Genomic DNA, 17146 nt, shown 5'->3' with positions numbered 1-17146 from the left:
CATGGCCGCGGCGCAGGTTGTGTCTGCAACCGTGTTTTTGCGCGGGAGAGGCGATGGGGTGAATCCCCTGTTCAGGGGTTCTTTCGCGGTTTCAGACCCTTGCCGAGCCATAGGGCCATCAGGCTGGAGCGGCTGGAGACCCCGTACTTGCGGAAGATCCGCTTCACGTGGTCGTGTGTGGTGTGCGGGCTCTGGTTGTTCTGCTCGGCGATGCGTTTCTCGGTCAGGCCGAGCAGAAGACCCTTCAGGACAAGCTGTTCGGTCGGCGTCAGCGGCGCTGAGGCGACGCCAATTCCTTCGCCCAGCAGCTGGTGCCGGTAGAACCAGCGAAGCCCGCGCAATGCATGGAAGATCGTCGCCTGGTGCTTGCGGGAGAACGGCGTCTTTTGGAAGCTGCGGTGGAATCCGATCTGCACTTCCGCGTCGGCGCTGACGGGAATGCCCGCCCAGAGGGAATCGCGCCGGTCCAGGGTCTTGTAGTAGCGAAGGTAGGACGGCCCTTCGAACCACTCCGGCGTGGCCAGTTCGCTCAGGGGCAGGACCCTGAAAGTGCCGGCCAGTTCCACATTGCGCGTCGTGGTGATGTCCGGTTCGCCGTTTTCCATCTCCGTGAAGGCCTGGTCGATCGCTTCACTGGTGACCCTGCAAGGGTTCAGCGTGAAGAGGGTGCGAGGCCGCCATCCCTTCATCGGATCGCTGCCCTGGCTCCAGTTCAGCCGCACGCAGCCGATCCAGTCCGCGTTCTGCGCATCCACCATGGCGCAGATCTCTTCCAGCAAAAACCTGCGAGACGCCTGGATATCCACGGCGTCGAAGTCTGCGAGGGCGTCCCACAGCTTGTAGATACGGTCGAGGTTCGGGAAGTCTGGATGCATGAAAAGTCCGCAAACCGAAGGAAAGACAGGGGAACGCAATCGCTGTAGTTAGCGGTTTTTTGTAAAAATCAAAAGGTTGGCTGGTTTCTCGCCGAAAAAGCGGCTCACGCTGCCGCCGGCATCCGAGCCGCGTGGTCCGGGGGGCGGGACTGGACCGCGTTCCTAAATCTTGCTGCTGCGCGCATATGGATGCCAGACCTTGTCACCAGCGCCAGATTGCTGCCCCCCCCCCCGTTTTGCCGACGCACCATCTTTCTGATCTCTGATCGTGCCTTCGGCGATCGCTTGTTTCCCGCAAGTCCCGGCTCTCCCCGTACGAGCGGAAGCGCGTCCGCCTGTGTGAGGACGTTCTGGCGTTCAATGAGCAGTAGCGGGAAGAGCTGCCCGGTCAGATGTGCTCCCACCAAAATCCCTCCTCTTGAGCTGGCGTTTTTCGCGAGGATTTTCCTGTCGGGGGGGGCGGTTTCGGCCGCCGGGCTGGCATCCCTTGCAGTCAATGACCGTCGACAATGCAATTGGCACTGAAGGAGTATCCAACCCCGTAGACCGACTTGATGGGAGGTTCGGCACCGGTGTGATCCTGGATCTTGCGCCTCAGGCGGCTGACGACCGCATCCAGGTGCCGGTTGTCGAAATGGGTCTGGCGGTTGGCCAGCAAACGGGCAAGGTTCTCCCGGGTGCAGGGATTGCCGGCGTTTGCAGCCAGCGCTTCGAGGAAGGTTTTCTCGGTCGCCGTCAGTTTGATCGCCTCTCCGTCCGGAGGGACGAGTTTCCATGAAACACTGTCCAACACCCAATCCGCACCGGTTCCGTTGTCCACGGCGTTTCGCGGCAACCTGCGCAGGAGACTCTGGATCGCGGCCAGAATTTCCCTCAGGCTCGTGTGCTTGACGAGATAGATATCGGCGCCGCTGTCGAAGCCCCGCACCCGGCTTTCCGTATCTCCGTGGGCGGTCAGCATGATGATGCCGGAATTGAACTTCGCCCTGAGGTCTCGCGCCAGATCGAAGCCGTTTCCATCGGGCAGGGAAATGTCGAGGATGACAACATCCGGCAGGTCGTCATCGGTGAGTGCGGTCCACATTTCGGCGGCGCTGCCGGCTCCGGTCACATGGAAGCCATTGAGATGGATGTAATCCATCAGGTCGGCACGAAGCACGCGCTCGTCCTCCACGATCAGGATCCTTCTCATACCGGTTCCATCTCCCGCATGGTTTCCGTTTCCTCCATCTTGAGGCCCGGCCGTGGCAAGAAAACGCTGGCGCGCGTGCCACCGCCGTTTCTCGCGCGAAGCTCAAGCCGTCCCATGTGATAGCCCACGAGTTGCCGGCAGGTATGCAGGCCAAGCCCGCTGCCTCCCGTCCCACCCGTATTCGAGGCGCGGTAGAAACGGCTGCCGATCTGACTCAGGTCGCGTTCGGGAATGCCGATGCCCCGATCTGCCACCTCGATGACGATCCGGTCCGCGCGGGTGGTCATGGCAATTTCCACCCTACTGTCGTCGGGAGAATATTTGAGCGCATTATCGATCAGATTGACAATCATGGTGCGCAGCATTTCGACGTCCGCCCAATAATCCGATACGCGCGCGATATTCAGGAACAGGAGACGGTTGCCGAGACCCGAGTGATCAAAATGCCGTTGAACGTCCTCCGCCAGTGCCGGCAAATTCACCGATTCTATCTTCAAAACCCCCTCTTCATGGCGTTCACTGGATAGAAACCGGTCGATCAGCATGGTCATGCGGGAAACGGCCTCATCGATCCCGCGCAGGCGTTTGGCAACGGCTTCCTGAGGGCGGTCCAACATCAGCGCCAGCATGTCGCTTGCGTAGCGGATGGCCGCCAGCGGCGTGCGGAATTCGTGGCTGACCATGCGCATCAGCTGGCGCTGTTCCTGCCGTGCGGTCTTTTCCCCTTCCAGACTGGCGGACAGGTCTTCCTCCAACTGCCGCCGAAGGGAAACCTCCCGGGCAAGTGCGGCGTTGCGGTCGCGCAGGTCCATGGAAAGGCGCATGCCCACCATGAAGATGAGGCAGAAGAAGAACCCCACGATGAACATGTGTCCCTGGAAGAAGTACCAGGCATTGATATCGGACAGGACCCAATTGGCGACCGTCGCCGGTTTGAGAAAGACCAGCAGGCTCTGAAAAAGGCTCGCGGCGGAATATTCCGCAAGCAGGCCGATCATGATCCAGCGCAGGAAACCCGGCTGTGTCCGGTCCCGGTAAAGCGTGCGGATCATCAGGGACATCATGATCACCGTGAAGGCCGTCGAGGCGTGAATGCGCACGCTCAGATCCGCAGGCACGAAGGTAACGGCGAGGGTCCAGATCACAAGCTGGGCCAAGAGGCAAAGCAGGCTGATGCCGAGGAAACGGGGCTGGCCGAGGAAGCGCGCCAGGCCGTCCGCCCACAGAACGAGACCGAGCTTGATCACCATGTTGTCCATGACGATCCGCACAAGCGACGCGTCGGGTCCGCGCTGAAGAAACAGGAACAGGCCGACGGCAATGGCGACGAAACCGGCTGCGATGACCTTCAACTCATAGATCTGGCGCCAGACAGCCCATACGAGGAACCATGCGATGGCCATGAAGGTCGTCGTGGCGAATTCCAGCAACAGCATCGTCTTGAGGTCGATCATGATTCTGTGATGAGGGATTGCGCCGGACGGTTCAAGTGCAACGGCAGCCGCTTCGATCGTGGTCGCTTCCTTTGTGTGCAGGTGTCACCAAAAGGAAGCAACTACCGTCAGAATCTGTCAGAATTGATTAGTATTGATGGGTGGAACCCGCCCCTTCCCCTTCTGTAATTACACCGATGTTGACCGTCCCGGGCATGGGACGATGCAACATTGGGAGTAATACCGAAAATGGCGCACAAGACCCGAACCTCTGGCAATTTGCGGACAACGAATGCATGCAGGTTCCGGCCTAACTCCGGGGAAGCGGTCTCCCTTGCCGCATTCCTGTTGCTGACAACAGCGCTTGTGCCCCACGCAGCGCTCGCCGGCGAGGTGCTGCCGACCGGCGGTTCCTTCACGAACGGCAACGGGACCATCAGCCGGAACGGTTCCCGGATGGATGTCCATCAGTCGACCGGCACAGGCATTGTCAACTGGGGCGGGTTTTCCATCGGCTCCGGCAATCAGGTTCATTTCGACAATGGCTCGGGTGCCACGTTGAACCGGGTTACCGGCAATGTGCCCAGTCGGATCGACGGCAGCCTCACGGCAACCGGTAGCGTCTTTCTTGTCAACCCGGCCGGTGTCACAGTCGGCAGCGGCGGCCTTGTCTCCACCGGCGGCTCCTTCGCCGCGTCCACGCAAGACGTTTCAGACAGCGATTTCCTGAACGGCGGCAGCCTGACCTTCTCCGGCAACAGCGGGGCGGAGATCGTCAACGCCGGAACGATCCGCTCGGCGCAGGGTGACATCGCCCTGATCGCCCGGCGGGTGGAAAACAGTGGCACCCTGGAAGCGCCCAACGGCACGGTCGGACTTGCCGCCGGATATGAAGTGCTGATGAAGGACAGTGCGGACGCGGATGGGCTCCTCTCGGTAGCGCTCGGCGGGGCCGATACGGAAGCAATCAATTCCGGCACGATTGCCGCCGCCAATGCGGAAATCCGCGCCAATGGCGGCAATGTCTATGCACTGGCGGGCAATACGGACGGTGTGATCAAGGCGACGGGTGTCACGAGCTCGGGCGGGCGCATCTTCCTGACGGCCGGGTCCACGGGAAAGGTCTCCGTCAGCGGCCGCCTCAAGGCGCGCACGGTGGCGACGCATGTGCCGGTGCCGGGCACGAAACCGGCGACCGAAGGCGGCGCAATCACGGTCACCGGCGGTGAGATTGCCGTTGCCGGGACGCTCGATGCCTCGGCTGAGACTGATGGCGTCAACGGCGGCGAGATCATGATCTTCGCCGAAGACACGGCACGCATTTCCGGGGTGCTGAATGCCAGGGGCGGCACCGGCGGAGAAGGCGGCTTTGTCGAGACCTCGGCCAGGAAATCCGTCGATTTCGCCGGCGTACGCGTCGATACCTCCTCTGCGGGCGGCGCCACCGGCCTGTGGCTGATCGATCCTGAGGACATCATCGTCGATGCGGCGGCGGCCGCGACAATCGCCGGCAATCTCGGCAGTTCCAACGTCACACTGCAGACCACCTCGACGACGGCGGGTGGTCCCGTTGCCGGAACACCTGGTGGCGACGGCGACATCACGATCAACTCGGCGATTACCTGGAGCAGCGCCAACACGCTGACGCTGAACGCCTATAACGACATCGCCATCAACGCCGCCATCGACGGTCAGAACGGCGGGTTGACCCTGCTCGCTTACGGCAACGGAGGCTCGGATTATGTCGGAACGATCTCTACCGGCGCAAGCGGCGCTGTGGATGTCAACACTTTCGTGCTCTCAAGAGGTGTCTGGGACCAGGTCGGCGCCAGCCTGCCATCGTTTGCCGCGAACAACATAAGCATCCGCTCCGGCACCTTCATCCGAGCGCAAGGTGGCGATGGCACTTTCTCCAATCCCTATCAGCTCTTTGATGTTTATGGCCTGCAAGGGATCGCCACCAATGATGCGCGCGGCAGCGGTTCCGGTGATATCAGCCTCTATTATGAGCTTGCCAGCGACATCGACGCATCAGCCACATCGTCCTGGAATGGCGGAGCGGGCTTTGACCCTGTTTTCTTGTCCGGAAGTCTGGACGGCAAGGGACATACGATTGACGGGCTCTATATCAACCGGCCGTCCGAAGACAATGTTGCCCTCATAAGCGCGTGGTACGACAACTATTTCACCGCGGGACGAGACCTGGAGATCAAGGACCTCACACTCACCAACGCATCAGTCACCGGCAGGACTCAGACGGCGATCCTGGTAGGCGACACGGGCGCTGGAAACTATCACGGCCACAACATGTCGAATGTCACCGTCAGCGGCACCGTTGAAACGGATCACTGGGGCGGTGGCGTCGTTGCCCGGTATTACGGCAACATCAACCAATCGACCATGACCAATGTTCATGCCGATGTGTCCATCACGGCGACGGGTGCAGGCAGTGCCGCTGGCGGTCTGGTCGGGATCATGAATGAAGGCCTGACAATCTCGAATTCCAGCTCGGCGGGAACGGTAACAGGAGGGCGGGTCGGCGGTCTTGTCGGAACCACCGATGACGACAGCAACAGGATCGAAAACTCCTATTCGACGGCGACAGTCACTGCGTCAGGCCTCTATAATCGGTACGCCGGGGGACTGGTCAGCGACTCACAAGACCTCACGATCTCGAACTCCTATTTTGCCGGCCAGGCGCTCGGCACGAACGGTGCCTCCGCCGGGGGACTTGTCGGTGAGGCCGACAGGAACACGGTCATTGAGAACTCCTTTGTCACAGGTCTGGTGGCGGCCGAAGGGTATGCGGGCGCACTTGTCTCTGAAGTCCGCGCCTCCAGCGTTTCCATATCCGACTCGGCCTGGGACACAGGCACGACCGGACAAAGCGACACGATCGGTTTCATAAACATCTATACACCGACAGTGACCAACACGAGTGGTCTGACAACCGCAGAGATGCAGGGCACGTTGAATTTCGGCGCCTTCAGCCTGAGCAGCGGCATCTGGGGCACCGGCAGCGGTCTTTATCCCTATTTCAACTGGGAGCATTCAACGACGCCGGTCGCCATTTCCGGCACTGTCTACAACGATGCCGGCACGACCACTCAGTCCGGCACCAATGTCAGCGCGCTCTCCGGCGGCAATCTGATCGGCAGCGCGGCGAGCGGTGCGAACGGCTATTACTACATTCTGGCATCGGCCGGATCGCTCGATCCCGCCGGGGTCCTGTCCTATCTGGACGGCGAAAGCACCAAGGCCGCGACCTTCAATGACACGGTGACCGGAACCAGGGTTTCAAACGTCGACATCTGGGGCAATGCCTTCACGGTCAACACAGGCAGTGCGGCGATGACGGATGTTGTCGCTGGCCTGGGGACGACCATCGGTGCGACCAGCGACGGCGATCTTGATTTTCTGTACAACTCTGCGGCCGTCGTAAGGACCGACGGCAATGGCAACCGTCTCGATTTCAATGTGAATGCGGCCTCGGACTTCAATCTCGACGCCGATCTCTATGCCGGCGACAGCCTGACTGTTTCAACGGGCGGAACGTTCTCGGTCGGCAGGAGCAACACCATTCTCTGGGCCCTTGCGGGCGACCTGACGGTGAACGGCGATATCGCCTGGGCGAACAGCAACCTGTTGAACCTCTACGCCGACACCAGCAACACCTCCATCACGGTCAACGGCTCGGTGACCGCCGCAAACGGCAAGCTTCGCGTCGACCGGACAGGCAGCGCCACCGGCGTGACGTCCGTGGTAACGGGCGACATCTTCGTCGACCGGTTCCGGTCCGACACCAATTGGACCCAGATTGGCGGCAGCCTGCCAGGTTTCCATGCCCGCGACTTTTCCATCGACGGCGGCCAGTTCCTGCGCGCGCTCGGCGGTGACGGTTCCTCCGGCTCGCCTTATCGGATCGCCGATATTTACGGCCTTCAGGGCATGGGGTCGAGCAGCCTCGTCGGCCAGTCCTTCGAACTCGCCAACGATATCGACGCATCCGGTACGGCCCATTGGAACGGCGGCGCGGGTTTTGACCCCATCGGCGTTTATGGAACCGAATTCACCGGACGTCTCGACGGACAGGGGTACAGCATCAGCGATCTGATGATCGCACGCGGGAGCGACTACTTTGTCGGCCTGTTCGGCGAAACATCCGGCGGCGCGTCGATATCCGATCTTGTCCTGAGTGGCGGCAGCGTCACCGGCGACGGGTCTGTTGGCGCATTGGTCGGTGCCGGTACCGTTGCCATCGACAACGTGCATGTTTCGACCGCTGTCACCGGGTCGAGCAATGCCATCGGAGGCCTGGTGGGCAACTTCTTCGACGGAGCGATCACCGGATCCTCCGCGAGCGGATCCGTGACGGGCGCCGGCAGCTCGGGCGCCGTCGGAGGTCTGGTTGGCGGCACATTCAACACGTCAACGATCGACCAATCCTATGCGACCGGGAACGTGACTGTCGGAGGCGGGCTCAACCAGAATTTCAATGTGGGAGGCCTGGTCGGTGAAAATCTCGGCAGCATCACGAGATCTTTTGCCACCGGCGATGTCGTGAGCGGCGGAAATGCGGCTGGGGGTCTGGTTGGGTACAACCAAGGCTCGATCGCCGACGCCTATGCGACGGGCTCTGTGACGGCCGCTGCATTCGCTGGCGGCCTGATCGGCGAGCAATCCACTTCCGCGTCTGTCACCCATGCCTATGCGATCGGTTCCGCTGTCGCGGGCGATGGCAACCAGGGGGGCATTGCCGGATACGTGAGCCCTGGTGCGGGCGCCTCGTTCGACGGCGTTTTCTGGAACGCCGAAACCTCGGGTCTGGTGGATGGGTTTGGCTTTTCGTTTGATCCGGTAACCGGCCTGACCGGCGTCACCAGCGCTCAGATGACACAACTCGATACCTTCTCGGCGGCGGGGTTCAGCATCGACGACGCGGGCGGAACCGCGAGCACTTGGCGCATCTACGAAGGCTTTACGGCGCCGCTCCTGCGCGGGTTCCTGACCGATGTCACCGTGACGGCGAACGACGCGTCCAAGGTTTACGACGGAACGGTCTATTCCAGCGGGTTTACCTACACCCTGTCCGACCCGGGCGCGGTGCTGCTTGGCTCGCTGGAAGGCGGCAGTGCCGGTCAGGCGGTAAACGCCGGCTCCTACGCCATCGCCAACGGCTTCTATTCGGATCAGTTCGGCTATGACATCACCATGATTGCCGGAACCCTGACCATCACGGGCGGTCCCGGACCCGGGCCGACAGATCCGGTTGCCGAACCGGGGCAGCAGGTCCTCGAACGCAATCGGTTGCAAGATGTCGATGGCGGGGAGGCGCTCGAGACTCAATTCGAAGCCTGCGAACCGGGCATCGTCTTCGATGAAACGAGCGTGCATCCCTGCAATCGCTCCTTCGGAAACTGGCTCAGCGCGGCGGTTGAATAGAACGATCATGCAGAAAGCTACAGCCACCACCGCACTTCTCGCGATCCTCGCGCTCGCTGCGGGCACTGCCTCCGCCCAGCAGGCCATCGAACGCAACCTGCCCGAGGCAGCGCCGGGCGAACCCGTGTCGCTGGACGTCGCACCGCAGGACTTTGGTGCGCGCGATACCGCACCGCTCGGCGTGGATCTTGCCGGCGTCTACCTGATTGGTCAGGACGACAAGGTCGCCCGCCGAGCACCCCGGGGGATTGGAGGACCGGCGGGAAATCTCTCTCCCGATGCAATGAAGGAAGCCCTGTCGCCCTTCCTCGGCAAGCCGCTGTCCCTGGCCCTGGCCGGTGACATTCAGGCCGCGATCGCGCGGGTCTACAGGGATGCGGGCTATCCCTTCGTCTCCGTTACCCTGCCACCCCAAGAGCTCACGCGCGGCGTCCTGCAGGTCAGGATCATCGAGTTCAAGTCTGGCAACGTGACGGTTCAAGGCATTCCGGTGGACGAGGCGGACGGGATCCGCTCCCGTCTTCGCGTTGTCCCGGGGGAGCGCATCGATGCGCGCGCGCTGGAAGAGGACCTCGGCTGGCTGAACCGCTCGCCCTACCGCCGTGCGGACGGCGTATTCCGTCCCGGCGAGGAAGCCGCGCTCAGCGATCTTCAGGTTACGGTGGAAGAGGGGAAACCCTGGCAGGTCTTCGCGGGCTGGTCCAACTCCGGCTCCCGGGACACGGGACGCGATCGCTACTTTCTCGGCGGCAATGCCCGCCTGCCGCTGCCCGGTGGTCCCTGGATCTCCTATCAGATGACGGCGAGCGACGACATCTGGAGCGATCCGGGAATCGTGATTCCGACAAAGGGGGACTATCCCTCCTACATTTCCCATGCCGGCCGGCTCACCATCCCGACCTTTGCCCGGCAGAGCCTGGAAATCGCGCCTGCGGTGGTTGCCACGCGCCAGACCCCCAACCGCTTCTTCGCCTTCGAAAACACCACCTATGAGCTGCCAGTGATCTACCGCTCGGCGGTCTCCAACCTTCTTCCCGGCCACTATTGGGGCGATATCTACGGCGGCATCGAACTCAAGCGGCTGGAGCGGAGCACCTATTTCAATGGGATCGAAGTCGGCAAGGGCGCCGCGGATCTCTTCCAACTGGTGCTCGGCTGGAGCGACACCTTCGACGATGCCTACGGCCGTACGGCGATCGATCTGAGGGTGAAGGCCAATCCCGGTGGTGTCCTTCAGGGCAATGCCACCGATACCTGGCAGATCTTCACCAACGGCCGTGTCCAGTCGGTCGACTACGCCTATCTGGCGGCCGATATCAGCCGGGCAACCGCCCTGCCGGCTCGGTTTTCCTGGATCAGTTCCCTGTCGGGAACCCTGGCGGGGCAGGTCCTGCCCGACACGGAGCGGATTTCGCTCGGCGGCAGATACGCGGTGCGCGGCTACTATTACGACGATGCCAGCGTGGACAGCGGCGTGATCTGGCGCAACGAACTCCGCCTGCCGTCCGTCGCGCCACTGGCTGGTCGGTTGCCTGAAAACTGGCCAAAGGCGCTCGCTGCGGACAACCTGTCCAGTTACCTCTTTGCCGATATCGGCTTCGGCGTCGACCACGCCACCGACGACAGCGCGACGCTCTCCGGTGTGGGCGTCGGGTTCGACTATGAGCTCGGCAACAGCCTGACGGCAAATTTCGTGGCCGGGGTCGCCCTGATTACCGCAGGCGAAACCTCGGCGGGGGACCTGAATCTGCAGGCCTCGATCACCGCGCGGTTTTGAACTCTCTCCACCTCCTGCGACCCCGTGCGCGGGCAGTCTCGTGGCTGCGCACTCCTTCTTGGTCGGTACCTCGAAGGGCCTCGGCATGCGTTATCTGCAAAGCGCCATCGAATGCCACGCCCGCCATGCCTGGGCCCGGCTCTCTGCCTTGATGCCGTCGATCGCCGGATGGAGAGAAGACGACGACCGCAACAGGCCTTGTTCATCCGTGGGCAATCGCCCGTCCTGCGAACTCGCTCTGAAAATGACATTGCAGACGCGGGCCCCGTGAGGCCGAAAATCCACCAAAACACACCGCGCTGAGGTGAATGACAAAGGGGGCGCAGCGCACGATGCCCGCGGCGAGCCGGAGGCTTGGCGTCGAGATGACAACGAGGTGTGTCCTCAGAGCGCGATCGGCTACAAGGTCCCGGTCGCCATGCGGTTTCCCGATGGGGCGTAGCCAGTCCGTCGCCGCGATCTGAGCCGCAAGACCCCAGCCCCCGGCGCTCCACCTCGGGGGCAGGGCATCTTGGGCAAACGCCAGTTCAGAACGCTTCCGAATGCTGGCGGGCACGTCAACATGCCCCAATCAATCCGGGAAAATCCGCTTCCAGTCGTCCTTCATGCTGATGATGTGCCAGCCTTCAACAGGGGCTGCGTCAAGCGCCTTGTCGAGCAAGCCGAAATGGGTGTTGCGGTCGTAGGCGTATTCCCGTTCGCTGTCGTCGTGATGGACGAGCATTCCCAGCCGTCTTCCTGGTCCGGTTGTCGTATACTGGATCATCTGAAGATCGCCGTCCGAATTGCCGAAGGCCGCGATTGGCCGCTTGCCAATATGTGTCAGGATGCCAATCGGCTTTCCGGCCTTGTCGTCGATGAAGCCAACCTTGGGCGTGCGCATCAGTTTCGGAATTCCATCGACCACCTTGAATTCGGTGACGATGGAAGAACCGACGACCTGTTCCGATGGAATGCCGTAGACCTTTTCGGTCCAGGGACGCATGAATTCGATACCACCGCCAGAAACGATGAAGGTCTTGAAACCATTGGCGCGCAGGTAGTCCATCAGTTCGAGCATTGGCTGATAGACCAGCTCCGTATAGGGCTTGTCGAATTTGGGATGTTTGGCACTGGTCAGCCACTCGGCAACGATTTTCTCAAAATCGTCCGTGCTCATGCCGGCATGGGTTGCCGCCACGATTTCCATCAGCCCCTTTTGTCCGGCCTTGCCAAGGGCTTCCATGTCGTTGTCGAGCACAGCCTTGAAGGGGGGCGTGTTCTTCCAGTCCGGATGCTCGGGCGCGAGCGCCTTCACCCGGTCGAGAGCAAAAGCGAGCTGGGTGTACATCGGATGCTCGACCCAGAGCGTGCCGTCATTGTCGAAGGTCGCGATCCGGTCTTGCGGAGCGACATAGTCAGCTCCGCCTTCAGCGGTCACTGCCTCGACAAACGCGAGGATCGCTTGCTTGTTCGCACTGTCATTCCAGGAGGGAAGTGGATCGGATTGGGCAAAGGCTGCGGATACAGCAAGCAAGGCGCCGACGATACCGACAGCCCACCCACGAAACAAAGACCCGGCTTTCATGGGAAATCTCCTCACAAAGAACTGCGGGAACCGAACTCCGCCCCGCCTTGTCGCGGGACGGATATGCTCAGGGGCTCGGGATCAGTTGCCCGTCGGCAGGCCGATGTGGAAGCCGTCTTTTGCCAGGGACTCCTGGACGTATTTGAAGCGCTGATACTGGCTGAGCGTGATCGGGCCGGTATAGGTTTCAGATTGCAGCTTGCGCGGCGGATACTTGACGTAGGACTTCACCAGCTCTGTCACCTGATCGTTGATCACCGGTAGGTACCAGGTGCGTTCGGTGAAGTTGTTCATGAACAGGTCATAGCGTTCCTGCGGATCATCAAGGAGGTTGAAGACCTGCGGAACTGTGGCGACATAGGAATTGGGGCCCTTCCAGCCGAGATTGCTATCGACGGCCAGACCGCCGGTCTGCGCACCATCATCGCCACGAAGGTTGAACACCGCCTTGTAGCTGCCGACACGTGCCGCGCCAGGAGAAAGCTCGTTCTCGGTGAAATAGAACCAGGCTTTGCGCTCTGAGTCACCCGTGCCCTCCCAGACCGGCGTCATGTCGTAGCTGTCAAAGATAATCGGTTGGCCATCGCGATCCTCGGCCGGCAGGTCAATTCCGGCGACAGATGCGAAGGTTGCCATCAGATCCAGTCCGCCGACGACGGCCGCGCTCTTGGTGTTCGGCTTGACATGGCCCGGCCAGCGAACCATCGCCGGCACCCGGTTGCCGCCCTCGCGAACGGTGCCTTTCGTGCCGCGGAACGGGGTGAAGCCGGCATCGGGATAAACGTCCTGCCAGGCGCCATTGTCCGTGGTCCAGAAGACAATCGTATTGTCAGAAAGACCCAGCTCATCGAGCTTGTTGATCAAGTTCCCAACACGCCCGTCAAGTTCGACGATCGAATCCGCATAGCCCGTCTTGGTGATGGACTTATGCTTGTATTCCGGCGCCGGCATGTTCGGCTGATGCACCTTCATGAAGTTGATGTTGATGAAGAACGGTGTGCCCGGTTTCTTGGCTGCTTCTTCAAGAAATTCGATGCCGGCCTTTTCGACGTACCCATCGAAGAACGGAATGCCCACCACCCCCTTCTCGGGAGTGTTCACATATTGGCCGTTGATCTTGAAGTCTTCCGTGGCCTTTTCCCCGGCCTTGCCGGAGAGCGAACCCTTGGTGACCTTCACGAACATCTCGCGCAGTTCTTCCGGCATGTCCGGGAACCAGGTCGGGTCGGCATAGGTGTAGGCGTTGAGGTGATAAAGGCCGACGTATTTCATGACGTCATAACCCTGGGCGTTCGGCAGGGCGTAGTCGGCTTCCCCCAGGTGCCACTTTCCTGTGAAATAGGTGTCGTAGCCACCGGTTTTCAAAACTGAAGCGAGGGTCCACTCAGCTTCCGGCAAGCCTCCGCCCTGGCCCTGGAAGGCAACCGTCGTCATGCCGGAGCGATTGGGAATGCGCCCGGTCTGCATGGCGGCGCGGCCAGGCGTGCAACTTGGCTGCGCATAGAAATGCGTAAACATCATGCCTTCATTGGCAAGCTTGTCGAAGTTCGGCGTCGGCATGCCGCGGGCTTCGCCACCGAGATAGGCCCCGAGATCGCCATAGCCGGTGTCGTCGGAAACGATGAAGAGAATGTTCGGCTTTTGTTGCGCCTGGGCCAAGGTGGCGCCTGGTGAGACAGAGCAGACGAGCGCGACGGTCGCCAAGCTGGTCAATAGTCTTCTGGACATTACTGATGTCTCCCTTCTGTCACCTTCCATTCAGGGGCGTTGCGGAGGAGCCGTCGCACGGCCTCTGTTCCAGGAGGTCTGGCAATTCCCTCTCCAGTTCGGCACTCGCTTCCGATAGTCCCCCGCGCCTTGGTTTTGTCCGCCTGCCTGCGTTCTCAGGTACAGCTTGCGGTCAGGTCGCCATCACCCAGAAGATGAAGGTGGGACGCGGGTGGCTCAGTCGGTGGGTCAGGAATTCATCGGTTTTAAAGTGGTGAATAATGATATCTGCTGCCGACCTCCTCGTCTCCGAAACGATGATTACTCAAGGGCGCTTATCGACAAATTCGAAATTTAATCATATGGTTATTTTTTTCTTTAAAGGATTTTCAAATATTCCGCGCAACCAGAATAGCGTAAAAATACATTGATGTGCAATCATTGAGAGATGAAAATCACGGAAGAAAAATCTTGGGCTGAAGTGCCGGCCAATTGATTTTATTTGCGAAGCTCTTGCGGCATTTTCCCATGTTGGCCTGGTCCGCGAAGGTGAAGCGCTCCCGTCTCTGGATCGACCCGGGCCGGATCTTCCGTGTTGAGGAGAGTCAATGAGGGCGGGCCGGTTTCGTGGCAAGCTTTCAGCCGTCGCCGGTTCGCGCCGGTTCGCGCCGTCTCGCGGCGTTCCGCGTGGCGATCGGATCGTTCTTGCTGGGAGACGCAGGGTGAGTGTCGGATCGAAGATTTGTGACAAGCCGGAGCCCGCGCATCCGGTTCGGCGCAAGGCTCGACTGCCGTGGTGCGCGCCAAAAGCCCACGACGAGGATCCGGATGCCCCCGCGCTCGTCGAGGCGATCATCAAGAGCGATGCCTACCGGTTGGCCGACGAAGACATCGACTTTCTGCGAAGCGACGACACGCGGGGGATCCGGCTTCAGCTTGACTATCTCAAGGCCGAGAAGCTTCTGGAGAAGCATCGGATCAAACACTCGATCGTCGTGTTCGGGAGCACGCGCATCCCCGAACCACGGGCCGCGGCGAGGAACGTTGCGTCGCTCGAGGCATGTCTTGCCCGGGATCCGGAGAACGAGGATCTTGCGTTCGCCTTGCGGATCGCAAAGCGCATCCGCGCCAAGAGCGGTCTTTACGAGGTGGCAAGGGAATTCGGCCGCCTTGTTGGGAAATGGGAGGTCGCGAACGGGGACAAGCTCGTCCTGGTGACCGGCGGCGGACCGGGGCTGATGGAGGCGGCGAACCGCGGGGCGCATGATGTTGCGGCCACGACGGTGGGGTTGAACATCACGCTGCCGCAGGAACAGTTCCCCAACCCCTATGTGACGCTCGGCTTTTGTTTCCGCTTTCACTATTTCGCGATCAGGAAACTGCATTTCCTGCTGCGCGCGCGTGCGCTGGTGGTGTTTCCGGGGGGCTTCGGCACACTCGACGAGTTGTTCGAGACGTTGACACTCATTCAGACACGCAAGATCGCGCCCTTGCCGGTCATTCTGGTTGGGCAGGATTATTGGCGGCGTGTGTTCGATCCCGAATTCCTGGTTGAGGAAGGTGTCATCGACCCCGAGGACCGCAACCTGTTCTGGTTCGCCGAGACGGCTGAGGAAATCCGGGACGATATCCAGCGCTGGTATCAGCGCGCAGGAAAGGCGTTCCCGGCCTAGGGGAGCGCTGCGGGTTTCCTTGCACGCGAGGCATTTGCGCCTGCACCCACGATGCGGCGCCTCGAGGGCCCCGTCATGCATCAAGGCTTCGGGTGGTGAAAGAGGAAGAGGAGGCACCGATGACAAACGCCAATTACGTGACGAACCTTGAGACGAAACTTCATGCCCTCGACGCTCAGATCGAACATGCGGCCAAATTGCTTGAAAGCGGGAGTGTCCCAGACAAGGCGCAGGCGCTGAACAAACTCGCCCATTTCCGTCAGCGTCATGAGGAGTTGGCCAAACGGATCGAGGAGGCGAGGGCCGAGGGGGCGGCTGATTGGAGTGTCCTGCACACGGATTTTCAAAAGGACGCCGATGCCTTGAAGGACATGCTGGAACGTTGGCTGACACAGTATGACTAAGCGGAGGATGTGAGATGATCGAGGTCATGAAGGAGAGCGAGGGCGCTTTGCTGGGGGTGCATGTTTCGGGCCTCTTGCACGAAGCGGACTACCGGATGTTCCTGCCCACCCTCGAAGAGCGGTTTCGCGAATACGGTAAACTGCGCGTGCTGTTTTATGCCGACGAGAGCTTCGAAGGCTGGGACCTGCGTGCCGCATGGGAGGATGTGTCTGTCGGCTTGAAGCATGCGTCGGACTTCGAGCGGATGGCGGTCGTTGGGGCGCCCGAATGGGTGAACTGGTGCATGAAGCTCAGCGCCTTTCTGATGAAAGGCGAGATCAGGATCTTCGCCCGAGACGAGATCGACGACGCCTGGGCCTGGGTCAAGGGGTAGGGCCGTCCGGTTCCTTCGCTTGGGATGCGGCTCTTCCCGGTGTGGATATTCCGCATGCCAGACAGTGTCTGTTTCTGGAACCTGCTGCGTTCCCGGTGCTCCAAAGTTCGGTCTCAGGGCACGGGGCACCGCTCAGGCGATGGCTGACTCAAAAGAGCTGTGAACCTGCACGGTTTCCAGGGGTGTTCTTTCGGTCGTCGCCCCGATAGGGAATGCACAATCCAGCCTATCGGTCCTGCTTGCCGGCCTCCGCCGCTGGGGCGGCTGTTGTTCGGGCTCGGGTACGGCCCTTGCCGCGCGAGGCACTCTTTGGCATCTCGCTGGCTCCGGATCAGGGGGCAGCTCTTTTGCGCCGCGATCGGTCAACATTGAGCTACTCCCCTTCGGCTGGACAGGATCTGGCTTAATTTAAGCTACTCGTTGCACCTGCTGATCGGGTTGGTTGATATCATTTCTCTGCCAATAGGCCAGCACCGGAGGCTTGCCGTCGAGGGCTGAATGAGGACGCTGGTGGTTGTAGAAGGTCATCCATTTCCGGATGGCCGCTTTCGTCTCTGATCCGGTCTCCCAGGCATGCAGGTCAACGCACTCGTATTTCAGGGTTCGCCACAGCCGCTCAATGAAGATGTTGTCGAGGAACCGACCTTTCCCATCCATCGATATCCGGACGCCCGATCGGCGGAGCCGATCCGTCCAGGCGAA

The 17146-nt window shown here is 60.9% G+C and carries 12 protein-coding genes; 6 read left to right on the top strand and 6 right to left on the bottom strand.

What is annotated here, in order from left to right:
- Positions 1 to 71: 71 nt before the first annotated feature.
- From LC062_RS07110 to LC062_RS21465, 3 genes are all read right to left on the bottom strand, one after another.
- Positions 72 to 875, bottom strand: coding sequence for a helix-turn-helix transcriptional regulator (locus LC062_RS07110; protein ID WP_224910351.1), 804 nt, complete (start codon positions 873 to 875; stop codon positions 72 to 74).
- Between the two features lie 493 nt (positions 876 to 1368).
- Positions 1369 to 2067, bottom strand: a complete 699-nt coding sequence (locus LC062_RS07105) for a response regulator transcription factor (RefSeq protein ID WP_224910350.1) — start codon at positions 2065 to 2067, stop codon at positions 1369 to 1371.
- Positions 2064 to 3167, bottom strand: coding sequence for a sensor histidine kinase (locus LC062_RS21465; RefSeq protein WP_224910349.1), 1104 nt, complete (start codon positions 3165 to 3167; stop codon positions 2064 to 2066). The genes LC062_RS07105 and LC062_RS21465 overlap by 4 nt, the downstream gene beginning before the upstream one ends.
- Between LC062_RS21465 and LC062_RS07095 the strand changes: the two genes are divergently transcribed.
- From LC062_RS07095 to LC062_RS07085, 3 genes are read left to right on the top strand one after another with little or no spacing between them, the layout of a single operon-like run.
- Positions 3156 to 3689: a hypothetical protein gene (locus LC062_RS07095; RefSeq protein ID WP_224910348.1), complete on the top strand. Its 534-nt coding sequence runs from the start codon at positions 3156 to 3158 to the stop codon at positions 3687 to 3689. The genes LC062_RS21465 and LC062_RS07095 overlap by 12 nt on opposite strands.
- 60 nt (positions 3690 to 3749) lie before the next feature.
- Complete coding sequence (locus LC062_RS07090) at positions 3750 to 8942, top strand: beta strand repeat-containing protein (RefSeq protein WP_224910347.1); 5193 nt, start codon at positions 3750 to 3752, stop codon at positions 8940 to 8942.
- A 7-nt stretch (positions 8943 to 8949) separates the two neighbouring features.
- Positions 8950 to 10719, top strand: a complete 1770-nt coding sequence (locus LC062_RS07085) for a ShlB/FhaC/HecB family hemolysin secretion/activation protein (RefSeq protein WP_224910346.1) — start codon at positions 8950 to 8952, stop codon at positions 10717 to 10719.
- Positions 10720 to 11290: 571 nt separating this feature from the next.
- Here LC062_RS07085 and LC062_RS07075 read toward each other — a convergent pair.
- Positions 11291 to 12286 (bottom strand): HAD family hydrolase, encoded by a 996-nt coding sequence (locus tag LC062_RS07075; RefSeq protein WP_224910345.1) that lies wholly within the window; start codon positions 12284 to 12286, stop codon positions 11291 to 11293.
- A gap of 81 nt (positions 12287 to 12367) precedes the next feature.
- Positions 12368 to 14014 (bottom strand): arylsulfatase, encoded by a 1647-nt coding sequence (locus tag LC062_RS07070; RefSeq protein ID WP_224910344.1) that lies wholly within the window; start codon positions 14012 to 14014, stop codon positions 12368 to 12370.
- Positions 14015 to 14715: 701 nt separating this feature from the next.
- Here LC062_RS07070 and LC062_RS07065 point away from each other — a divergent pair.
- From LC062_RS07065 to LC062_RS07055, 3 genes are all read left to right on the top strand, one after another.
- Positions 14716 to 15666: an LOG family protein gene (locus tag LC062_RS07065; protein ID WP_224910343.1), complete on the top strand. Its 951-nt coding sequence runs from the start codon at positions 14716 to 14718 to the stop codon at positions 15664 to 15666.
- A 119-nt stretch (positions 15667 to 15785) separates the two neighbouring features.
- Positions 15786 to 16070, top strand: coding sequence for a hypothetical protein (locus LC062_RS07060; protein WP_224910342.1), 285 nt, complete (start codon positions 15786 to 15788; stop codon positions 16068 to 16070).
- A gap of 14 nt (positions 16071 to 16084) precedes the next feature.
- On the top strand, positions 16085 to 16444 hold the full coding sequence (locus tag LC062_RS07055; RefSeq protein WP_224910341.1) for a SpoIIAA family protein: 360 nt from the start codon (positions 16085 to 16087) through the stop codon (positions 16442 to 16444).
- Between the two features lie 408 nt (positions 16445 to 16852).
- On the opposite strand, the gene LC062_RS07050 is transcribed toward LC062_RS07055, so the two are convergent.
- On the bottom strand, positions 16853 to 17146 hold a 294-nt coding region (locus LC062_RS07050), incomplete at its 5' end, for an integrase core domain-containing protein (protein WP_224910340.1).

Origin of the sequence: Stappia indica (genome assembly GCF_020177335.1) — a bacterium.
Classification (GTDB): Bacteria; Pseudomonadota; Alphaproteobacteria; order Rhizobiales; family Stappiaceae; genus Stappia; species Stappia indica_B.
Note: the sequence above shows the minus strand (reverse complement) of the source record. Positions and strands in the feature narration are given on the sequence as shown.